Annotated in this window: 20 protein-coding genes, 1 pseudogene and 1 riboswitch; of the genes and pseudogenes, 8 read left to right on the top strand and 13 right to left on the bottom strand. The window is 29.0% G+C overall.

The genetic code is table 11. The annotated features are described in order from the left end of the window. Positions 1-187: 187 nt before the first annotated feature. Positions 188-325, top strand: a riboswitch (FMN riboswitch). Positions 326-461: 136 nt separating this feature from the next. The 4 genes from ribD (at position 462) to ribH (ending at position 4619) form a co-directional block, all read left to right on the top strand. Then, positions 462-1559, top strand: a complete 1098-nt coding sequence (gene ribD / locus EPJ72_RS04990) for a bifunctional diaminohydroxyphosphoribosylaminopyrimidine deaminase/5-amino-6-(5-phosphoribosylamino)uracil reductase RibD (RefSeq protein ID WP_147731114.1) — start codon at positions 462-464, stop codon at positions 1557-1559. 150 nt (positions 1560-1709) lie between these two features. Then, positions 1710-2348, top strand: a complete 639-nt coding sequence (locus EPJ72_RS04985) for a riboflavin synthase (RefSeq protein WP_147731113.1) — start codon at positions 1710-1712, stop codon at positions 2346-2348. A 279-nt stretch (positions 2349-2627) separates the two neighbouring features. Continuing rightward, positions 2628-3827: a bifunctional 3,4-dihydroxy-2-butanone-4-phosphate synthase/GTP cyclohydrolase II gene (locus EPJ72_RS04980; RefSeq protein WP_147731112.1), complete on the top strand. Its 1200-nt coding sequence runs from the start codon at positions 2628-2630 to the stop codon at positions 3825-3827. Positions 3828-4148: 321 nt separating this feature from the next. After that, positions 4149-4619: a 6,7-dimethyl-8-ribityllumazine synthase gene (gene ribH / locus EPJ72_RS04975; RefSeq protein ID WP_147731111.1), complete on the top strand. Its 471-nt coding sequence runs from the start codon at positions 4149-4151 to the stop codon at positions 4617-4619. Between the two features lie 69 nt (positions 4620-4688). On the opposite strand, the gene EPJ72_RS04970 is transcribed toward ribH, so the two are convergent. The 9 genes from EPJ72_RS04970 to EPJ72_RS04930 all read right to left on the bottom strand — a co-directional run bounded on the left by EPJ72_RS04970 (position 4689) and on the right by EPJ72_RS04930 (position 11018). Then, the gene (locus tag EPJ72_RS04970) at positions 4689-5219 is read right to left on the bottom strand and encodes an ankyrin repeat domain-containing protein (protein WP_199749265.1); all 531 of its coding nucleotides are present in this window, start codon (positions 5217-5219) and stop codon (positions 4689-4691) included. 13 nt (positions 5220-5232) lie between these two features. Next, entirely contained in the window at positions 5233-6003 is a 771-nt protein-coding gene (locus tag EPJ72_RS04965; protein WP_147731110.1) for a hypothetical protein, read from the bottom strand. A 20-nt stretch (positions 6004-6023) separates the two neighbouring features. Next, positions 6024-6383 carry a flagellar hook-basal body complex protein FliE gene (gene fliE, locus EPJ72_RS04960; RefSeq protein WP_147731109.1) on the bottom strand — a complete coding sequence of 120 codons (360 nt, stop codon included), beginning with the start codon at positions 6381-6383 and terminating at the stop codon, positions 6024-6026. A gap of 31 nt (positions 6384-6414) precedes the next feature. Beyond that, entirely contained in the window at positions 6415-6876 is a 462-nt protein-coding gene (gene flgC, locus EPJ72_RS04955; protein WP_013244300.1) for a flagellar basal body rod protein FlgC, read from the bottom strand. Between the two features lie 47 nt (positions 6877-6923). Continuing rightward, positions 6924-7352, bottom strand: coding sequence for a flagellar basal body rod protein FlgB (gene flgB, locus EPJ72_RS04950; RefSeq protein ID WP_147731108.1), 429 nt, complete (start codon positions 7350-7352; stop codon positions 6924-6926). Positions 7353-7983: 631 nt separating this feature from the next. Beyond that, a complete protein-coding gene (locus EPJ72_RS04945; protein ID WP_147731107.1) occupies positions 7984-9177 on the bottom strand; it encodes an aminotransferase-like domain-containing protein in 1194 nt (397 codons plus the stop codon). Positions 9178-9253: 76 nt separating this feature from the next. Next, positions 9254-9775, bottom strand: a complete 522-nt coding sequence (locus EPJ72_RS04940; RefSeq protein ID WP_147731106.1) for a hypothetical protein — start codon at positions 9773-9775, stop codon at positions 9254-9256. 12 nt (positions 9776-9787) lie between these two features. Continuing rightward, positions 9788-10318: a hypothetical protein gene (locus tag EPJ72_RS04935; protein ID WP_147731105.1), complete on the bottom strand. Its 531-nt coding sequence runs from the start codon at positions 10316-10318 to the stop codon at positions 9788-9790. A 115-nt stretch (positions 10319-10433) separates the two neighbouring features. Then, positions 10434-11018 (bottom strand): TetR/AcrR family transcriptional regulator C-terminal domain-containing protein, encoded by a 585-nt coding sequence (locus EPJ72_RS04930; RefSeq protein WP_147731104.1) that lies wholly within the window; start codon positions 11016-11018, stop codon positions 10434-10436. Between the two features lie 220 nt (positions 11019-11238). Here EPJ72_RS04930 and selD point away from each other — a divergent pair, with 220 nt between their 5' ends. After that, positions 11239-12309, top strand: coding sequence for a selenide, water dikinase SelD (gene selD, locus EPJ72_RS04925; RefSeq protein ID WP_147731103.1), 1071 nt, complete (start codon positions 11239-11241; stop codon positions 12307-12309). Positions 12310-13174: 865 nt separating this feature from the next. Here the strand turns inward: selD and gdhA are convergent. From gdhA to EPJ72_RS04910, 3 genes are all read right to left on the bottom strand, one after another. After that, positions 13175-14515 (bottom strand): NADP-specific glutamate dehydrogenase, encoded by a 1341-nt coding sequence (gdhA, locus tag EPJ72_RS04920; RefSeq protein ID WP_439897261.1) that lies wholly within the window; start codon positions 14513-14515, stop codon positions 13175-13177. A 166-nt stretch (positions 14516-14681) separates the two neighbouring features. Continuing rightward, complete coding sequence (locus EPJ72_RS04915) at positions 14682-15356, bottom strand: ABC transporter ATP-binding protein (protein WP_147731101.1); 675 nt, start codon at positions 15354-15356, stop codon at positions 14682-14684. Continuing rightward, the gene (locus EPJ72_RS04910; RefSeq protein ID WP_147731100.1) at positions 15353-15916 is read right to left on the bottom strand and encodes a hypothetical protein; all 564 of its coding nucleotides are present in this window, start codon (positions 15914-15916) and stop codon (positions 15353-15355) included. Before EPJ72_RS04910 ends, EPJ72_RS04915 begins: the two co-directional genes overlap by 4 nt. Before the next feature lie 174 nt (positions 15917-16090). On the opposite strand from EPJ72_RS04910, the pseudogene EPJ72_RS13725 reads away from it, so the two are divergent. The 3 genes and pseudogenes from EPJ72_RS13725 (at position 16091) to lepB (ending at position 20916) form a co-directional block, all read left to right on the top strand. After that, positions 16091-17356, top strand: a pseudogene (locus EPJ72_RS13725) (GNAT family N-acetyltransferase). Between the two features lie 329 nt (positions 17357-17685). Beyond that, positions 17686-20382 (top strand): DNA mismatch repair protein MutS, encoded by a 2697-nt coding sequence (gene mutS, locus EPJ72_RS04900; RefSeq protein ID WP_147731099.1) that lies wholly within the window; start codon positions 17686-17688, stop codon positions 20380-20382. Positions 20383-20394: 12 nt separating this feature from the next. Then, the gene (lepB, locus tag EPJ72_RS04895) at positions 20395-20916 is read left to right on the top strand and encodes a signal peptidase I (protein ID WP_147731098.1); all 522 of its coding nucleotides are present in this window, start codon (positions 20395-20397) and stop codon (positions 20914-20916) included. On the opposite strand, the gene EPJ72_RS04890 is transcribed toward lepB, so the two are convergent. After that, on the bottom strand, positions 20894-21463 hold the full coding sequence (locus tag EPJ72_RS04890; RefSeq protein ID WP_147731097.1) for a GNAT family N-acetyltransferase: 570 nt from the start codon (positions 21461-21463) through the stop codon (positions 20894-20896). The genes lepB and EPJ72_RS04890 overlap by 23 nt on opposite strands. Positions 21464-21549: the final 86 nt, after the last annotated feature.

The raw sequence follows: 21549 nt of genomic DNA, 5'->3' as shown, positions 1-21549 counted from the left end.
GAAAAATTAAAAGAATATACACATTTTTATAACAATCAAAGATTGATTTCTTCGTTATTGTATATTACAATCAAAGAAAGAATCAAAAATATTATAGCAAGTAAAAGTACAATATCTATGGCTCCATAACATACTAGAAATTTCCCATACTTGACAATAAAAAAAAATTGTGTATACTAATTAATATATAAATCTTCGGGGCTAGGTGAAATTCCATACCGGCGGTAAAGTCCGCGAGCCTTTTTGATGTTTCCTTCATTCAAAAACGGCAGATTTGGTGCAATTCCAAAACCGACAGTTAAAGTCTGGATGGTAGAAGATGTTTTTTAATGTAAACTACATGTCAAAAAATTATGCTCTAAGTGTATAAACATTTAGAGTTTTTTTGTTTATAGTTCAATAGTATCCTACCAAAAAATACCAAAGATTAATAAAAAATATTTTTTTAGAGTATTAATATTATGCATGAAAAATATATGAGAATGGCTATAGATGAGGCAAAAAAAGGAGAGGGTTTTATTAGCCCTAATCCTTTAGTTGGTGCTGTTATAGTGAAAGAGAATAAAGTTATAGGCATTGGATATCATAAAAAATATGGTGAGAATCATGCTGAGATTAATGCTTTTTTGGATGCAAAGGAAAGAGGGGAAGATGTTGAGGGTTCTTCAATATATGTAACTTTAGAGCCTTGTTCTCATTATGGAAAAACTCCTCCTTGTGCTGATGCTATTATAAAAAACAAATTAAAAAAAGTTATTATAGGATGTGTGGATTCTAATCCTAAGGTTGCAGGCGGCGGCATAAAAAAATTAAAAGATGCTGGAATTGAGGTTATAGTGAATGTGCTTGAAGAAGAGTGTAGAAAATTAAATGAAGTTTTTTTCTACTATATAGCTAATAAAAGACCTTTTGTTGTGATGAAATATGCTATGACTATGGACGGAAAAATTGCTACTGTAAGCGGCAAATCAAAATGGATAACTAGTGAAAAAACAAGAGAGCATTCACATAGGTTTAGAAATAAGTATTCTGCTATAATGGTTGGAATAAACACTGTAATAGAAGATAATCCTATGCTTAATTGCAGACTTCCAAACACTAGAAACCCTATAAGAATAATTTTAGATAGTTCTCTAAAAATAGATTTTAATTCTAACATTTGTAAAACAGCAAAAGATATAAAAACTTTTATAGCTACTGTGAATGATGATTATAAAAAAATAAAAGAGCTTGAAGGGCTTGGTGTAGAGATAATAAAAACAGAAAGTGATGGCGGAAGAGTAAATTTAAAAGAGTTAATGAAAATACTTGGAGAAGAAAAATATATTGACAGTGTGTATGTTGAGGGTGGTGCAAGTTTGCATGCGAGTTTATTAAAAGAAAAATTAGTAAATAAGGCTTTAGTTTATATAGCACCAAAGATATTTGGCGGTTTTGAAGCAAAAAGCCCTATAGGAGGTGAAGGAATAGGAGAACCTGACAAAGCTATTAGGCTTATTGGAAGTAGCATAACAAAGATAGATGAGGATTTGTTTTTGGAGTATTATTTAAAGTATTAATTTATATAATACTTGATTACTGGAGACTAGTCCCCAGACCCCTACTTCTTTTGGTGACCCAAAGAAGCAAAAGGACTGCATTTGTATTATTTTGCATTCAATGTCATCAAAGAAATTATAATTTATAATTTTTTATAGGATTACTTAATAATGTTTACTGGTATAGTTGAAGAGATAGGAACTGTTAAATCGGTACAAAGCAAAGTTATCACGATAGAGGCTAGCAAAATATTTGATGATTTGCATTTGGGTGATAGTATTGCTGTTAATGGTACTTGTTTAACTGTGTCTAGTTTTGATAATAAAATATTTAATGCAGATGTTACTCAAGAGACTTTGAACCGCACTAATTTGGGAAGTTTAAAAAATGGAAGCAAAGTTAATCTTGAGAGGGCTATGACTTTAAGCGGAAGATTTGGAGGGCATATAGTAAGCGGGCATATTGATGGAGTTGGAAGTATTAAGTCTATGAAGAAAGATGATAATGCTATTATACTTACTATTGAAGTGCCTAAACATTTAATGAAATACATTGTAGAAAAAGGTTCTGTTGCTGTTGATGGTGTAAGTTTAACGGTGGCTAGTTTAACTGATAATACTTTTTCTATATCCATTATTCCGCATACATTAAAAGAAACTGTGCTATATTATAAAAAAGAGGGGGATAAGGTTAATATTGAAAATGATGTTATAGGCAAATATGTCGAAAGGCTTTTAACATTTAAAGATGACAATGACGGTAAAAAATCTAACATTACAATGGAGTTTTTATTTAAGAATGGGTTTTAAAATATTGTTTTTTGAGATTTACACTGAAATATCTGCGTTTTGAAAAAAGCATAATTATAGTAGTTTGTATAAGTATAATATGTATTAAATATAGAATACTATAAAATTATGTTGAAAATGCAGTTCTTTTGCTTCTTTTATACCAATACCGAGTAGGTGCCTATCGGCAAAAGAAGTGGGGTGCTACCCTACGGGCACGCTTCGCAGGGGGCAAAGCCCTGCAAATATTAAAATTAAAAATTTTTACTATATGATAAAAAATAAAAAGGAGAGTTTAAAATGGAAAATATTTACAGCACTATTGATGAGGCTTTAGAAGATTTAAGAAATGGTAAAATCATAATTGTTTCTGATGATGAAGATAGAGAAAATGAAGGCGATTTAATCTGTGCGGCAGAGTTTGCTACTACAGAAAATATTAACTTTATGGCTACTTATGCTAAAGGCTTAATATGCATGCCTATGAGCAAAGAGATTACAAACAAGTTAAATTTAAATCAAATGGTTACAAAAAATACTGATAATCATGAAACAGCTTTTACAGTATCCATTGACCATATTGACACTACTACAGGAATATCTGCAGTTGAGAGGTCTATTACTGCTTTAAAAGTGGTTGATGAAAATTCTAAGCCAGAAGATTTTAGACGTCCCGGTCATATGTTTCCATTACTTGCAAAAGAGGGAGGAGTGTTAGTGAGAATGGGGCATACTGAGGCTACTGTTGATTTAATGAGATTAGCAGGACTTAAAGAATGTGGTTTATGCTGCGAGATTATGAAAGATAATGGCGATATGATGAGAAGAGATGATTTGATTGAATTCTCTAAAAAGCATAATCTTAAAATGATAACAGTATCTGCTTTAATAGACTATAGAAAGAAAAATGAAGATTTGATGGAGCTTTATGCTAAGGCTAAAATGCCTACAAAATACGGTGAGTTTGAAATATTAACATTCGTAAACAAAATAACAAAACAGCATCATGTTGTACTTACTATGGGAGATATTAGCGATGGTGAAGATGTGTTATGTAGGGTGCATTCAGAATGTTTGACAGGCGATGCATTAGGCTCTAGAAGATGCGATTGCGGAGAGCAGTATGCTTATGCTATGCGTGCTATTGCTGAAGAAGGCAGAGGTGTAATGGTTTATATGCGTCAAGAGGGCAGAGGAATAGGACTTGTTAATAAACTAAAAGCCTATGAGCTTCAAGATAAAGGGCTTGATACAGTTGATGCTAATAGGGCTTTAGGTTTTAGAGATGATATGCGTGAATATTATGAAGCTTATCAGATGCTAAAGAAATTGGGTATTAAGAGCATAAGAATAATGACTAATAACCCAGAGAAAATAAAACATTTAGAGAATTACGGACTTGAAATAGAAGAGAGAATACCTATACAGATTGAAGCAACAGAGTATGATTTATTTTATTTACAAACAAAAAAAGAAAGAATGGGGCATATATTGGATTAAAAAATAAAAAATTACGAGCCTATGGTAACTTAGCTGAAAGCGTAGAGAGTCAGTTACCATACCCTTATAAGTGAGTAATTTTTTATATATGATAAAAAGAATGGGACACATTCTTGATTAATTTAAAATAGAAAACTTGTAAATGATTACCATTTGCAGAAATGGCAGTTGCTCATTATTAAACAAGTTTTTATATACTTTAGGAGGTTTATTAAGAAATATAAAATTATAAAAATATATTAAAATTTTAATATGCACTTTTTGCAACTTTTTGCTGCGGGAAAAAGTTGAAAAAAATACAATTAAGGAATTAATACGATTATGAAAACTTTTGAAGGAAAACTCGTTAGTGAGAAAAAAATTAAAATCGGTATAGTATGTGCTAGATTCAATGAATTTATTGTTTCTAAACTTTTGGGAGGAGCATTAGACGCTTTATCTCGTCATGATATTAAAGACGATGATATTACTGTAGCTTGGGTGCCAGGTGCTTTTGAGATACCTCTAATAGCTTCTAAAATGGCTAAATCTAAGAAATATGATGCTGTTATATGTTTGGGTGCTGTTATAAGAGGTTCTACTAGTCATTATGATTATGTTTGTGCTGAAGTATCTAAGGGTATTGCTAATGTTTCGCTTAATTCTGATGTGCCTGTAATGTTTGGGGTGCTTACTACTGAAAATATTGAGCAGGCTATTGAGAGAGCTGGAACTAAATCTGGAAACAAAGGTTTTGATTCTGCTATGGGTGCTATTGAGATGGTTAATTTAATTAGAGAGATAGAAAAATAATATTTATTATATATGGGTTTTGTCAATTATAATAAAATTAAGTCAAAGCCCATATTAATAAAAATAATATTAATTTGTTTTGCTATATAAATAATTGTATATATCCTCAAAACCTTCAAACTCTGCTATGTCTATTGGTTTTAAGGAAAGATTATCTTTAATATTAATGTTTGCTCCTAACTCTACAAGCAATACTACGGTTTCATACTTTCCATATTGTGCCGCTAAATGCAAAGCTGTTCTTCCGTCATTGTCTTTAGCATCTATATTTTCAATTTGATTTGCAATATCTTTTATAATATCAGTGTTACCATAAAACACAGCATACATCAAAATGTTTCTGCCGTTACTGTCTTTTAATGTATAATCAATTTTTTTTCTGTTGTCTAATATCATTTTTTTTATTTCGTTTTTGTTTGAATTATTATCAGATAAAAGATGCATCAAAACTGTAAGACCTTCATTATCTTTTTTGTTTATATCAAAGTTTTTCAAATTATAAAACATAAACAATAAATAACATAACACAGCTATTAAAATTATAAAGCCAATATTATAGTATGTTTTTTTATTTCGTTTAACTTTCTTTTTATTTTTCATTATATTATCCAAATTATAAAGAAAATATATCTTTTATTATATAAACAAAATCCTGCTTTGGAAACTTTTGAATTGTTATAACATCCTCTACTTTTTCTGCATAATACAATTTATTTTCTGAAGGTATATAAGAAACTGAAAATATTTGTGCATTAGAATTAAGAAGTTTTTCTTTAGTGTATCCTTCTTTGGAAATATTAATTATTCTCTCAGAAATATTATCTCCAAAGAAAATAAATACAGCATGATTATATAGCTTTGCTTTTAATATTTTTTGTTTCTCATTTTCTGTTTTAAATAACTTTTGATTGTCATCTATATATAAATCCAATATTTCATTTAATTCGTTTTTTACAGTTGTAAGGACTGCTTCTGTATCTTTATCTATATCCAAAAGTAAAAAATAGTAGGCATATATTGTTATAGATTTTTTATTTTTTACAACATCTATATTAATAAAAACCCTCGAAGAGTTTATAGAATACATACTATATCCAAAATATTTTAGTCTTTCTATAATATGCTCTTTTGTAACTGTTGTTTTTATATTATGTTCTAATATTGAATTGTATCTAATAAAGTTTAAATATCTTTTGTTGATGTTTGATATATATAAATAAGCAAAAATTATTGTTATTATTTCTAATGCTATTAAAATTATAGTGATATATATTTTATTATTGTTATAAATAGATAAGAATATTAAGTTGGCAAACGCTATGGCGATTAAACCATAAACGCTTGCCCTTAATAACTCTTTTTTGAAGGAGAACTTTTTTTCCATTATTTGTTTAATTAAAAAAATTATCTATATGAAGTTACTTCCTGATAAGCTCTTACAGCTCTATCAACTACTGCCCTAGTAAAACTGAGTGATAATTCAGCCTCTGCAATAGCGTTCATCACATCAGAAACATCAACCTGATCAGGTCTAATTCCTGCCTGAACTATAATATTATCTTTATCAACTTGCTTTTGATTAACAGATTCTATTGCATCGCTGAGCATAGTACCAAAATTACTTATCAAATCATTACTAGAACTTCTTCTCAACATCTGAGCTGGTCCATAATGACGAGGGTCTGTAGTCTTTAATACAAATCCATAATTATCACCAACATTACCTGTTTTAGAATAAGCACTCATTACACTGTTAATATCCATAAAAATATCCTCAAAAATATATATTTAATAATTAATATCTAATAATATTCAAAGCACTTCCAAACATAGTTTTAGCCGATTGAATCATAGTAGAGTTAGCCTCATAAGCCCTAGAAGCCTCCATCATATCAACCATCTCTGTAACAGGATTAACATTAGGCATCTCTACATATCCTGCCTTCTCACCATATTTAATAGCATCAGGGTGTGAAGGGTCGTATACAAATCTTGTTGCAGTTTCCATATCCTTTTCTATGCTGAATACTCTTACCCCCGTACCAACATTAGGCTGCAAAGCTTCCGGTAAAAAAGGGCTTCTATATTTGTTGCCGTCATCTCTTGGCTTAAATACTACTCTGCTTCTTCTAAAAGCTCCTCCCTCTGTAGTGCGTGTTGTATTAACATTAGCTATGTTGTCTGCTATAACATCAAGTCTTGTTCTTTGAGCAGTTAATCCGCTTCCAGATGTATTAATTATTGAAAATATTCCCATTTACTCACTCCTTCAAAATGATTAATCATCAAAATAATTAACAATATTTAAGCATTGCCTATCATTCTTCTAATATCTCTATATTGAGCATTCACTATTTGAGAAAACATTTGATAACGTAAAGTGTTTTTAGCCTCTTCAGCCATTTCTTTATCTATATCAACATTGTTTTTATCATTTCTATAGTTGGTATCATAATCTACTGTAATAGTAGGAGATACTTCTTTATAATCCATAGGCATATTAAAAGGAAAATGTCTTGGGTCAGTTCTTTTTGCCTCAATACCGTCATATTTCTCACTATCCAAAGCTCTTGCTAATTGATATTCAAAAGTAACATCGCTTCTTTTGAAATTTGGCGTAGAAACATTGGCTATGTTATCTGCTATCACTTCTGCTCTAAGCCCATAAACATTTAACAGCTTTTTAGCAATAGTCATAGTTTTGGCATAAGTTGTATCTGTAAACATGCTCATAATTATAATCCTAATAAAATAATACTTATGTTAAGTTTCGGTTTAATAAAAAAAGGCTTTAGTAATTTTTTAGTATTTTTTTAATTAAGAATATCTTTAATTTTTTTCAACTTTTTCCCGCAGCAAAAAGTTGCCAAAAGTGCGATTACTATAGCTAATATCCTAGGAATATATTAAAAAGATAATAGTAATATTTTAGCTAAAGATTGCAGTTCTTTTGGTTCTTTTATACCAATAAAAGAACTGGGGGTGCGGGGGCTAGCCCCCGAGAATAAAAAACTTAAAAAATATTTTCTGACAAACTAAAATCAATATCTTTTAAAATAACTATATTTTTTTATTCAACTTTTTTGTCGCTCAAAAAAGTTGCAAAAAACGCACATGCTATAGCTAATGTTTTAGGAATATGTATTAAGTATAAAATAATACATTTATTTTAAGCTAAACAATGCAGCATTTTTGCTTCTTTGTTGCAACAAAAGAAGTAGGGGTGTGGGGGCAGCCCCCAAGAATAAAAAACATAAAAATATTTTTGATAAACTTAAAAATTTTTAGTTATATATATTTACTTTAAAACAAAACAGGCGGCTTTAATGCCGCCCTTTAAAATATATTATAATAATAAGGAAAATTATTGAGATTTTTTCATGTCTTCTATTACTTTACCAAGTATTGAAATACCTTTATCTATATTTTCAAAAGAAGAGTTAGTATAATTTAATCTAAAAGTACCTTCTCCTCTCTTTCTCTCATAGAAAGGCTCTCCTGCTGTAACTGCAACTCCTGCTTCTGCAGCTCTCTTACCCAATTCTATTGCATCCAAACCTTTAGGCAAAGTAGCCCATATAAACATACCGCCTTCAGGGTGTGTCCAATGCATATCCTTAGGCATATATTTATCTAAACACTCAAGCATACAATTACATTGCTTGCCATATAAATCTATAATAGTTTTTATATGCTCATCATAATCATTATCTTTTAAATATTCAGCAACAACCATCTGAGAAAATATATTAGTATGCATATCTACAAGCTGTTTATAGTCTTTCATTTTTGTAAGAAGCTCTTCTACAGGTGAAGCAATCCAGCCTAATCTTAAACCCGGAGCAACTGTTTTTGAGAAAGTACCAAGAAGTATAGCCTGCTCTCCTAATAACTTTCCAAAAGAAGTTTGATGTTCGCCTTTAAATCTTAATTCTCCATAAGGATTATCTTCTACCAAGAAAGTATCACTCTTTTTCACTATATTAGCTATTTTTTCTCTAACTTCATTAGTATATGTTATTCCTGTTGGGTTTTGAAAAGTAGAAATAGAGTAAAAGAATTTAGGGTTGTATTTTTCTATTACATTTTTAACTTCTTCAACATCAGCACCATCTTCTTTAAGATTTACTGTTTGAATATTCGCATTATATAAGTGAAAAGTTTGCAAAGCTGCCAAATATGAAGGGTCTTCAAGCATAATATTATCTCCAGCATCAATTAGTACAGAAGCTATAATATCCAATGCCTGCTGAGAACCATTTGTAATAATAATGTTTTTAGCCTCTAAATTAATACCTCTCTTTTTGTACCTGTTAGCTATAAACTCTCTTAAAGGTAAATAGCCATCAACACTATTATACTGTAAAGCAGCAGTTCCATTATTTGACAGCACTTTGATACAAGCCTCTTTTACAGCCTCCACAGGAAATGATGAAGGATTAGGAAGTCCTCCTGCAAATGATATTAAATTACCCTTCGCAGCAACCTCAAGCATCATCTTAACAAAATCGCCCTGAAAATCTTCTTGCAATGCTCTTTTAGATAATCTTAATTTCATAAATATATCCATAAATAAAATTTTCTGTATTATACAATACTATTAACAATAATGCTATAGCTATACCATAAATTTTTTATATTTTTACAATATCTCCTATCAAAACCTTTTTCTCCCAATTTATATCATTTTCTCTTGGAGAAGGAAATGTTTTCCAATTAACTTTCTTATTTGCTACCCATACTTCTTTAGATTCAAAAACCCCATTATTATTCATCCAATCATTTAGCTTTTTATAATATGATGATTTATAAGCATAAGTGTAATAAAGCTTATTATTATCTATAATATATCCTTCCATAAATGTAACTTTTACAGAAGTATAAGCAGAAAATACAAGCATAAACTTATTAATAAAATCACTATTGCTATAAATAGCCATTTTATTATTTTTAGCTTTTATTAGAGTAAGTTTTTTTTTATTATCTATAAGAATATCACCGTTATCCTCAAATACATATTTCTTATCAGCATTTACAACTCTCTTCTTAATTGTTTTAATCCAATCTTTATCATAAGAAATAATTTTATTATTAGTAATAAAAAATAAAACAGTAGTAACAGCAATTATTACAGCTATAATAAATATATATTGCACTATGCTAAAACCTTAATACAATTCTCCTGCATAAGAACCCTCTGCCCAGTTAACATCTTCAGGCTGCGGTATAGGGTATTCTGTCCATTTAGCATCTGGTTTTGCAATTTTTGTATTGTTACTTGATATAATATTATTATCTTCCCATTTTTTTAATTTTGATTGATAACTATCTATGTAATTTAAATATCTAGTTAATTTAGAACCATTTAAAGCATATCCTTCAACTAATACCACTCCAAGACTAGGAGCACTTTGATAGAAATGACTTAAAGGCACCTGATGTGTATAATAAACTTGAGAGTATGATCTAGCACCCAAAAAATGATATTCTTTTATTAGTGAAAAAGGAGACCTTCCTGAAACTAATACCAAATTTCCTCCAGGTATTCCTTCATATAAAGCACCTTGCATATCTATAGTTTTTCTGTTAATAAAACTAACCCAATTCTTAGAATAGTCACTGTCTTTTGTAATATTTTGGGCGTTTAATAAACTAAAAAAACTAATAGAGAATAATAAACAAAATAATACTTTTCTCATAATACATACTCCATAATATACTCATATTAATAAAAATAAATAAAATTAGTAAAAGTAAAAATATTATGTAAATATTATCGTAAATTATTTGCTTATTTATTAAAAAATATAGAATTTATTCGTATACAAATATTCTTTGCATAATAATATCAGATATGCACTCAGCAAGCTCCTCAGGTTTAATAGTGCAGTCATTTAAAATCCATTCGCTAATTACAGTAATAAAAGCTCCAGAATAAAAAGCAACTATTACATTAAAGAAATAAGGCTTATCAGGTTTAGCAAGCTTCATATCCTTTACACCTTCTACAACATAAGCTTCTAAATATTTTTGCAATATCTTTGTAATGCTATTATCTTTATTATTTTGAAAAATAATTTTTAAATACTTTCTATTAAAATAAAAATACTGCAAAATATTTATCATTATATCTATGTGAAAATCTTTTAATTTATCTTCTATTTTATATCTTTGTAAATCTTCTAAAAACTTTGCTTCATACTCATCTAATTTTGATTTTAAAAGCTCGTATTTATCATTAAAGTAAGTATAAAAAGTACTTCTATGCATATTAGCTTTTGAACATATATCTATAACTCTAATTTCTTCAAAAGGTTTTTCTTCAAGTAGAGCACCTAAAGCGTCTTCCAATGTTTTCTTTGTCTTATTTACCTTGAGAGTAGATTTAGCAGTTTTCATAGATTTACCAAAACAAAATTATTTTTAGTATATTATATATATAAATTAAATAATGTAAACTTTTAAATTAAAAAATATAGATATTTTATTTATTATAATTTTTTATGCGATTATTATGCATTTGTTGATAAATATGCTGAAAAACCTTAATTTGACATTTTTAGTCGTTTAAATATAATTATAAACAATTAACTATTTTGTAAGGAATAAAGTATTATTTATGAAAGATGATATTGAAAACAATAATGAAGATAAAATAGAGTTATTATCATGTGCTTTAGAGGGAGGCTGTTCTGCAAAAATTCCTCCTGATTTGCTTGAAAAAACATTATCGCCTTTATTAAAAACAAAAGTAGATTCTAATCTTTTATCTGATGTTGATATAGGTGATGATGCGGGTGTTTATAAGATTTCAGAAGATAATGCTATTATATTTACAGTAGATTTTTTTCCACCTGTTGTGGCTGACCCTTATTTGTTTGGAGAGATTGCTGCTTGTAATTCTATAAGCGATATATATGCTATGGGAGGAGAGCCAAAATTAGCTTTAAATATTACAATGTATCCAAAAGAAAATTCTCTTAATACACTTGCTACAATATTAAAAGGCGGTCAAGATAAAGCTACAGAAGCAGGAGTATTGGTTGTAGGAGGGCATACTATTACAGATACAGCAATTAAATATGGTATGGCTGTTATTGGTTTTGCTAATCCTAATAATATTACTACAAACTCCGCTGCTAAAGATGGAGATATTATAATACTTACAAAGCCTCTTGGCACTGGTGCTTGTTTGGCTGCTATGAGACAGGGACTAATAAAAGAAAGTGCTATTACAGATGTATTTAATGCTATGAGTACTTTAAATAAAAAGGCTTGTGCTGTAATGAACAAATATAATGCAAAATGTGCTACAGATATAACAGGTTTTGGACTTTCTGGACATGCGTTTAAAATGGCTAAGGCTAGCGATGTAACTATAGAGATAAGTACATCTGCTTTACCTATGTTTAACAAAACTTATGAAGTGTTGGATATGGGATGCATACCGGGAGCTGCTTTTACAAATATGCGTTATGTGGGTGAGAATATTTTAGTTGATGAGAATGTGGATTATAGTTTAAAAATGCTTGCTTTTGACCCGCAAACTGCTGGCGGATTATTTATATGTGTAGATAAAGATAATGCTGAGAATATGCTTGCTGACTTATGGCGTGAGGGTATAGACTGTGCGGTTATTGTCGGAAGAGTAACTAAAAAGAATAGAGAATATATACACCTTACTAAATAATAAATTAATATTGAAAAGTTTTTAGTTTTATGGTTTGCTTTAAATGAATTGCATTAGAAATATCATTTTATATCTAATAGATATTCCAATATATAAAGCCATAGTACTTGCACTTTCGCGAAGCGTGCCCGAAGGGCGAAAACTTTGACGAAGTCCGCACCGCGAAGGCGGGAAAAAGTTGAATAAAAAAATCATATAAAATAATAGTTTTAAAATTGTTTAAAATACACTAAAAATTTTAAGTCTGTAAAAATTCATTTTTTATGTTTTTATTGCTTTTGGTGGCTAGCCCCCAATCCCCCACTTCTTTTGCCGCCGCAAAGAAGCAAAAAGGCTGCATTGTTTAGCTTGAAATGTTGGTATTACAATATAGTTTATACATATTCCAACATATAAAGTTAAGATGTTTGCACTTTCGCGAAGCATGCCTGTAGGGTACATACCCACACTTCTTTTAGCGACAGTAGGAAATGCCTGCGACTGAAAGAAGTACCTTTAGGTGTGGGTATGACCCAAAGAAGCAAAAGAACTGCATTTTTATTATAAATTTTATAATTTAATTGTACATTAAAATGCACTCCCCCGCACGATTAAGAAGTTATAATTAAAGCATAGCATTACCGTGCGGAAAACTAATATGGCGAATACTTCAAAGAAAAAAATAATTGTGAATAAAAAAGCACTCCTCCGCACGTGTAGAAGGTTATGATTAAAACAGAGTATTTTCGTGCGGCAAGCCGCCGACCGTAGGGAGTGCCCAGATAGGCGAGTAGTGGTTACAGATCGTACGCGGGAAAACGAACAACAAAAAATTGACAAAAAATAAGGGGCTTTTAAGCCCCTTATTCGTTTAACTATTAAGTAATTATATTAACCCATAAGGAATCATAATATCAGCAACTTTAACAAATCCTGCTATATTAGCACCTTTCAAATAATCACCTTTAAATCCATACTCTTCAGCAGTTGCATAACAAGTATTATGTATATTAGTCATAATGTTTTTAAGTTTTTTGTCAGTATAATCAAACTCCCATTTATCCATAGAAGCATTTTGCTGCATCTCTAAAGCAGAAGTAGCAACACCGCCGGCATTAGTAGCTTTTCCAGGGGCAAATAATATTCCGGCTTTTTGGAATATCTCAACAGCTTCAGGAGTACAAGGCATATTAGCTCCTTCAGTAACAGATATACATCCGTTTTTAACCAATGTTTCAGCACTCTTAGCATTAAGTTCATTTTGAGTAGCACAAGGCATAGCAATGTCGCAGGCAATATCCCAAATATTTCCATTTTCAATATATTTAGCAGAAGAATGAGCAGCAGCATATTCCTTAATTCTTTTTCTTTCTACTTCTTTTAATCTTTTTACAGTGTCTAAATTAATTCCGTTTTCATCATAAATAACACCGTTAGAGTCAGAACAAGCAACAACTTTAGCACCTAATTGACTAGCTTTTTCTATAGCATATATAGCAACGTTACCAGAACCAGAAACTACTACTTTTTTACCTTCAAAACCATTTTTACCATTAGTTTTAAGCATAAGGTCAGTGAAATATACAAGTCCATAACCAGTAGCTTCAGTACGAACTAAAGAACCGCCGTAACCTAAACCTTTACCTGTCAATACACCTGCCTCAAATCTATTTTTAAGTCTTTTATATTGACCGAATAAATATCCTATTTCTCTAGCACCAACTCCTATGTCCCCTGCTGGTACATCAATATCATAACCTATATGTCTTTGAAGTTCTGTCATGAAGCTTTGGCAGAAACGCATAACTTCATTATCGCTTTTTCCTTTAGGGTCAAAGTCAGAACCTCCTTTACCACCGCCTATAGGTAATCCTGTTAAGGCATTTTTAAATATTTGTTCAAAACTTAAAAATTTGATAATACCTAAATATACAGAAGGATGAAAACGAAGTCCGCCTTTGTATGGTCCTATAACACTTGAGAATTGTACACGGAAACCTCTATTTACCTGTATTTCCCCTTTATCGTCCATCCAAGGAACTCTGAACATAATTTGTCTTTCAGGTTCACACATTCTTTCTATTATTTTCTGTTCAATATAATGAGGCTTTTTCTTTAATACAACTTCTAAGGTACTTAATACTTCTTTTACTGCTTGGTGAAATTCAACTTCACCGGGATTTCTTTTTACTATTTTGTTGTAAATTGCTTCTAATTGTTCGTTCATTTGAGAAGACATAATTAAATCTCCTTTTTTCATTTTTTATTTGTTGAAAATATTATACTACTAAACAGTATTATTGTCAATAGTAATTTGATAGTGATAGCATAAAATTATCATAAGAAGTAATATTTTTTTAAAAAAAGTGCATATTTTTTGTAAAATTACATAGTTATTTAAGACATCTAACAATCTTTCCGTCAGACATTTCATATACATTTTTAGCATGTGCTGCTATATTATGGGCATGCGTTACCATAATGATTGTAGTTCCTTGATTATTGATAGTAGTTAATATTTCCATTAGTAAAGTAGTTGTTTCTGGGTCTAAATCGCTTGTGGGTTCATCTGCTATTAGACATTTACATCCATAGGCTAAAGCTCTTAGTATAGCTACTTTTTTCATTTCACCGCCTGATAGATGTGCTGCTTTTAGGTGCATTTTATCTTTTAGTCCGAATAGTTCTATATTTTCTTTGGTTTGATTTATTTTTTCATCTGTAATTTTATGTTTAAAAGCTAAAGGTATTAAAATATTATCTAGTACATTGATTGTAGGTATAATAACAGGGTATTGAAATATATAAGAAAAATATTCTCTTCTAAAGCTTGATAATACTTCTTCTGAAGGGTTATCAATTTTGTATGAGTCATAATATATAGAACCGCTTGTAGGCTTTAATATACCGCCTATAATACTTAATAGAGTGCTTTTACCACTTCCAGTATGCCCCACAAAACTTATAAAATCGCCTTGATTAATATCTAAACTAATATCTTTACAAGCATCTAATTTATTTACACCTATAGAAAAGGTTTTAGAAATGTTAATAATTTTTATATTCATAGTGTTCCTCTCAAATCTTCATAAGGGTCTCTTTTTAGAAGTACAGCATTAGTAATAAAAGCACCAAACATAAATATTAAAAACAATACTACATTAGCACAAAATATAGTAAAAGCATTATTTAAGACTTCAGCTGTGTTTATAATAGTTAAGATATAAGAGCGGTATCTAATATAAATAATAATAATTTCTAAACTTGAAATGATGTAAGAGATAAGAGGGTATAAAAAGCTTAAAGATAAAGAAAGCCTTTTTAAAGATAATTTAGCAGCCCCAAAGATTCTCAAAGTAGAAAACATACGGCTGTTTTTTGAGAATATATATATAATAGTGATAATAGCAATTAAAAGCACTACGATAAATAACACAATAAGAAGCGAATATATAGAGAAAGCCCTAAAGAAAGGAATATTTTCGTTTAGTAGTATTTCATATTTCCACATGAGTGCGAAAATAGAAGTAATAGTCATTAATTGCGACATTGCTATAAAGATGATAATAGAAAATAAGATATTACCTTTAATAATTTTAAGAGCATAGCCTACTACAGAATTATACACAAGAACACCTCTATAAGATAATAATTATAAAACTATTAATATATATTATAGTAAAACTTATCGATATAATAATTTATTACTTTAGTAAATTTGTATCTTATATATAGTATAAATTGACAATTATAAAGTTTTGATTTAATATTATTTATAAATTATGTAAAGTTTAGGTTTTATATGATTGATGAAGATTTAATAAATAAGAAAAAAAAGAAATTCAAAATTAGATATTTAACTCTTAAAGATTTAGATGATTTCAATAATTTATTAAGATACGCTTTTCAAGTGAGCAATAATGAGCTTATTACTTTAGGCTATGAGGTTGATGAAATAAAGCAGGCAAAATCGGCAGTATTAAGCAAGGCAAAAGTTTTAGGATGGTTTGACGGACAAAAACTCGCTTCTCAAATAGCAGTATACCCTATAAAAATGAATATACATGGCGTTATTTACAAAATGGCAGGTGTTACAGGAGTTGCCACATACCCAGAATATTCTAATCTTGGACTTATGAATGATTTGATGATAAAAAGTATTGAAAATATGAAAAAATAGGGTCAGACTATATCTGTATTATATCCCTACTCTATTCCTTTTTACAGGCGAAAAGGATGGGAAATAATATCCGACAAAATGAGCTTTACTATAAAAGACACTCAGCTTCCTAAAACTATGACAAGCGAAGGGAGAGTGGAGAGAGTTTCTACAGACAGTGAAGATTTGAAAGAGCTTTATAATAAATTTTCTTATGCTAGGCATGGTGCTTTAATTAGGGGCGATTTGGAGTGGGAAGAGTATTGGAGATGGGAAGTTGATGACACTATAGTTGCTTTATATTATAATGATAAAAATGAGGCTGAAGGTTATTTGGTTTATGTTATTGAAAATGATGTGTTTCATGTAAAGGAGATGGTTTATATTAATTTTGAGGCTAGGCTTGGGCTTTGGAATTATATATCTGCACATTTTTCTATGGTTGATGAGGTTAAAGGATATAACTATACAAATGAACCTATAGCATTCCTCCTTGAAGACAGCGAAATAAAAGAAACTATAAGACCATATATTATGGCAAGAATTACAGATGTTAAAGGGTTTATTAATAATTATCCTTTCTTAAGAAAACCTAAAAACAAAAAAATTAATTTAATAATTAAAGATGATATGGCTAAATGGAATAATGCGAGTTTTATGATTTATTGGAATAATAGTAATGAGGATAAAAAAACAGTATGTAAAAGAATAGCAAAAGAATATAAAAGAAACTCTAAAGACAGATATATTATAAAAATGGACATAAAAACTCTAACTGCTATGCTTATGAGTTATAAAAGCCCTTCATACCTTTATAAAATTGGAAGAATAGAAGCAACAGCTAAAGCAATTAAATTATTAGAAAGCATCATACCTAAAGAACAAGTTTATTTCTCTGATTATTTTTAATTAAATCAAAAAAATGTTGTTTAAAAAAAGCGAGAGGACTAAGCATGTTACTCAATCCTCTCTATAATGGTATTTTTTATATATATTGTGTTTTTATATATACTAAGTTTAATAAAAATAATTATAAGCAATATTGTATGAAACAATATAGATAATATACAATATTTAATATAAAAAAGCAATATAAAAGTGGTATTTACATAATAGTTTTGCAAAAATTATATTAAAATTATTATAATATACTTCTTATACATAATTTTATTTGATAAAACTAAATAAATATAATATACTATTTTTTAATAAAAAAACTAATGGATTTAATAAAAAATATGCAGGAAACTTTTTTTTCATCAGAAGAATCATCAGAAAATTTAAACAAAGAAGAAAAGCTCACACCAATGATGAGGCAATATAAAGAGATTAAAAATAAATATAGCGATAGTATATTATTGTTTAGAATGGGAGATTTTTACGAAGTATTTTTTGAAGATGCTAAGATAGTTTCAGATCTTTTGGGGCTTACCCTTACAAAGAGGGCAAATGTTCCGATGGCAGGTGTTCCATATCATGCCATAGATAATTACTTGTCAAAACTAGTAAAAAGCGGCAGAAAAATAGCAATATGCGACCAAATGGAAGACCCTAAAACGGCAAAAGGAATAGTAAAAAGAGAAGTTACTCAAGTGATAACACCGGGTACTATTGCAGAAAATAAATATTTGGAATCAAAGAGCAATAATTATTTAGTTTCTATAATAGTTTCTAAAAGTGAGAATAATATTGCTATTGGTATATGCGATATATCTACTGGTGAATTGTGTGTTACAGAAATTGAGAATAATAACAACAACATAAAAGACTTTTTGGGTGAAATATGCGAAGAAATTATAAGGTTTTCTCCAAAAGAGATAATGACTATAGAATCTGTAAAAGAAAGTAGGATAATAAAAGAAATACAAAACAGATTTTCAAATATATTTTTCAGCACTACCCCAAATTATACAGCAGAATATTCTTATGCATATAAATTATTAACTAATCATTTTAAGACAATATCATTAAAAAGTTTCGGCATAGAAGATAAGCATTTAATTATTTCACTTTTAGGCTCTTTAATATATTATTTACAAGAATTATCAAAAACATCATTAGAGCATATATCAAACATAAAACTCTACAACAGAAAAGACTCTATGACATTAGATTATGCTACAATATCTAGTTTAGAGATTTTGGAAACTATAAGAAATGACAATAATAAAATGACATTATTCGACACCATAGACAAAACAAAAACATCTATGGGGGCAAGATATTTAAAGCGAATAATAGTAGAGCCTTTGCTTAATATTGATGAGATAAATAAAAGGCTTAATAATGTTGAATATTTTTATAAGAATCAGAAGTTTATGTATATAATAATGGATATGCTTTCTGATGTTGGAGATATAGAGAGGCTTGCTTCAAAATTAGCACTTGGAAGAATTAATCCTAAAGAATTAGTATCTTTAAAGAGATTTTTATTTTCTTCTTTAGAGATAATTACAGAACTTGTGCTTAATAATTTTGATGATGTAAACTTTGAAGAGATAAACGATATAAAAATTATTACAGATTTAATTGAAAGAGCCATATTAGAAGATCCTAAAATTGTTTTAAACGAAGGCGACATTATAAAAGATGATTATGATGAAAAGCTAAAAAAATATAATGAAGCAAGGCGAGAGGGAAGAACTTGGATAAGTGAATTAGAAAATGAATATAAATCAATTACTACAATAAACAATCTTAAAATAAGATACAATAATGTTATAGGATATTATATAGAGATAACAAAATCTAATATATCATTAGTGCCGAAAGATTTTATAAAAAGACAAACATTGGTAGGAAGCGAGAGATACACAACAAGCAAATTAATGGAATATGAGAAGACTATAAACGAAGCCAATGAAAAAAGTTATGCTTTAGAATATGAGATATTTATAGAAGTTCGTAATAAGGTTAATGAATATTTAGCCTCTATATTAAAAATGGCAAAGATAATATCAGTAATAGATGTTTATGCTTCTTTAGCTTGCCTTGCTGCAGAAGAAAACTACACAAAACCTATTATAACCGATGATGGAATAATAGACATAAAAGAAGGAAGACACCCTGTAGTTGAAGCGAATTTAAAAAACGAAAGCTTTATAGCAAATGATACATATTTAGATAATAAAAATGAGCATTTGTTAATAATTACAGGACCTAACATGAGCGGTAAAAGTACATATTTGAGGCAAACTGCTTTAATAGTTCTTCTTGCACAGATTGGTTCATTTGTGCCTGCTAAGAGTGCTAAAATATCTATAGTTGATAGAATATTTACGAGGGTTGGGGCGAGTGATAATATAGCGAAGGGTGAGAGTACATTTTTGGTAGAGATGAATGAAACTGCTTATATACTCAATCATTGTACTGATAAAAGTCTTGTTATAATGGATGAAATAGGGCGAGGTACTTCCACTTATGATGGGCTTTCTATTGCTTGGGCTATAGTTGAGTATTTAGTAAATGAAGAGAATAAAAAATCAAAAACATTATTTGCTACGCATTATCATGAACTTACTATGCTTGAAGATTTGGAGGGTGTTAAGAATTATAAAGTATTAGTTGAAGAGTATAAAGATGAAATAATATTTATGAAAAAAGTTATTGAAGGGGCTGCTGAATCTAGTTATGGTATATATGCAGCAAAAATTGCAGGTACTCCGAATAAGGTTATACAAAGAGCTTCAGAGATATTAAAAAAGCTTGAAAATGAAGCGGGTATACAAGTTGAAAATATAGAGATAAACAATAAAAAATCTCCAGACATTCTTCCTTTTAATGCTAAATTTGATGAGAAAAAAGAAGAGAAAATAAACTCTGAAGAAAAAATAGAAAGCGAAATAGAAAAAGAAATTAAAGACTTAAATATTAATGATATCACTCCAATAGAGGCACTTAATTTAATTAACAAATGGAAGAGAGATTTAAATTAATTAATAATTTTTATGAATAAAAAACAGATTTTAGAGATAATATTAGCATCTTTGCTTGCCTTATTTTTGGCAGGCTTTATTAGAGTATTTTTCTTTGATACTTATATAGTAAGCAACAAGTCTATGGAGCCTACTTTTTATGAAGGCGATCAGATTTTACTTTTAAAAAACAATTTTCTTTTTAATAAGATTAAAAACTTTGATGTTATTGTTTTTAGAAGGGGGACTAATAATTTAGTGAAGCGTGTTATAGGAAAAGAAGGTGATAAAGTAGAGATTTTTGAAGGTGGGCTATATTTAAATGATGAGCTTATAAGGCATAAATATTATATATTTAGTGAAGAAGATAATGCAGTATATAATATAGGCAAAGGAGAATATTTTGTTTTGGGGGATAATATAGCTTCAAGCGAAGACAGTAGGCATTTTGGACTTATAAATAAAAAAGATATAGTAGGGCATATCATATTAATATTTAGCCCAAAAAGAAGATTTAAACTATTTAATAATTTTAAATCTCTTTCCAATTATTAATATTATCTAATCTCGGACTATAAACTTTATTATATAATGTTGTAATTATATTGTTATATTCATCTTTTGATTTTATTTCTCTGTTTGTCATGATTTGCATTTTCATTGTATCTTTTTTGCCGTCTTTTATACAAGGCATATCATAATCATAATCTGATAATATAAGTCCGAATCTTTTATACCAATCAATTCTTCTTTTTGCTATATCATTCAAATCATAAGGCTCTACTTCTATAACGATTAATTTATCATTATGCATATTAAATATTTTAGTTAATACTTCTGAGCCGTAATTTTTGCCTCTCAGGTTTTTATCTATAGCAAGATACTCTCCGTAATAAAACTCTTCAAAATTCCAAATCATAGTTAAGCCTATTGGTTTATCATCATTAAAAATAGAATAAAATTTATAACTTGAGTTGTTTTTGTTTTCAAGTATCATATCAAAGTTCCATCTCTCTTCTATTGGGAATGCTTCATTAAAAATTTGATGATATTTGTTTTTATTTTTTATATCATTTTTCATTTCTATTAATTTGATAATCATAGGCTTAATCCTTATATGGAATTAGTACGATTATATACTATTTTTAAAAATTAGCAAATTCATAAATTAATTATAAATTATGTAAA

Origin of the sequence: Brachyspira pilosicoli (assembly GCF_008016535.1) — a bacterium.
Lineage (GTDB): Bacteria > Spirochaetota > Brachyspiria > Brachyspirales > Brachyspiraceae > Brachyspira > Brachyspira pilosicoli_A.
This window is presented reverse-complemented; position numbering and strand designations above follow the sequence as displayed.

Excerpts from the sequence above, each read along its gene's own strand:
- ribD (WP_147731114.1), top strand. The coding sequence starts at position 462 with ATGCATGAAAAATATATGAGAATGGCTATAGATGAGGCAAAAAAAGGA.
- EPJ72_RS04985 (WP_147731113.1), top strand. The coding sequence starts at position 1,710 with ATGTTTACTGGTATAGTTGAAGAGATAGGAACTGTTAAATCGGTACAA.
- EPJ72_RS04980 (WP_147731112.1), top strand. The coding sequence starts at position 2,628 with ATGGAAAATATTTACAGCACTATTGATGAGGCTTTAGAAGATTTAAGA.
- ribH (WP_147731111.1), top strand. The coding sequence starts at position 4,149 with ATGAAAACTTTTGAAGGAAAACTCGTTAGTGAGAAAAAAATTAAAATC.
- EPJ72_RS04970 (WP_199749265.1), bottom strand. The coding sequence starts at position 5,219 with ATGAAAAATAAAAAGAAAGTTAAACGAAATAAAAAAACATACTATAAT.
- EPJ72_RS04965 (WP_147731110.1), bottom strand. The coding sequence starts at position 6,003 with ATGGAAAAAAAGTTCTCCTTCAAAAAAGAGTTATTAAGGGCAAGCGTT.
- fliE (WP_147731109.1), bottom strand. The coding sequence starts at position 6,383 with ATGGATATTAACAGTGTAATGAGTGCTTATTCTAAAACAGGTAATGTT.
- flgC (WP_013244300.1), bottom strand. The coding sequence starts at position 6,876 with ATGGGAATATTTTCAATAATTAATACATCTGGAAGCGGATTAACTGCT.
- flgB (WP_147731108.1), bottom strand. The coding sequence starts at position 7,352 with ATGAGCATGTTTACAGATACAACTTATGCCAAAACTATGACTATTGCT.
- EPJ72_RS04945 (WP_147731107.1), bottom strand. The coding sequence starts at position 9,177 with ATGAAATTAAGATTATCTAAAAGAGCATTGCAAGAAGATTTTCAGGGC.
- EPJ72_RS04935 (WP_147731105.1), bottom strand. The coding sequence starts at position 10,318 with ATGAGAAAAGTATTATTTTGTTTATTATTCTCTATTAGTTTTTTTAGT.
- EPJ72_RS04930 (WP_147731104.1), bottom strand. The coding sequence starts at position 11,018 with ATGAAAACTGCTAAATCTACTCTCAAGGTAAATAAGACAAAGAAAACA.
- selD (WP_147731103.1), top strand. The coding sequence starts at position 11,239 with ATGAAAGATGATATTGAAAACAATAATGAAGATAAAATAGAGTTATTA.
- gdhA (WP_439897261.1), bottom strand. The coding sequence starts at position 14,515 with ATGAACGAACAATTAGAAGCAATTTACAACAAAATAGTAAAAAGAAAT.
- EPJ72_RS04915 (WP_147731101.1), bottom strand. The coding sequence starts at position 15,356 with ATGAATATAAAAATTATTAACATTTCTAAAACCTTTTCTATAGGTGTA.
- mutS (WP_147731099.1), top strand. The coding sequence starts at position 17,686 with ATGCAGGAAACTTTTTTTTCATCAGAAGAATCATCAGAAAATTTAAAC.
- lepB (WP_147731098.1), top strand. The coding sequence starts at position 20,395 with ATGAATAAAAAACAGATTTTAGAGATAATATTAGCATCTTTGCTTGCC.
- EPJ72_RS04890 (WP_147731097.1), bottom strand. The coding sequence starts at position 21,463 with ATGATTATCAAATTAATAGAAATGAAAAATGATATAAAAAATAAAAAC.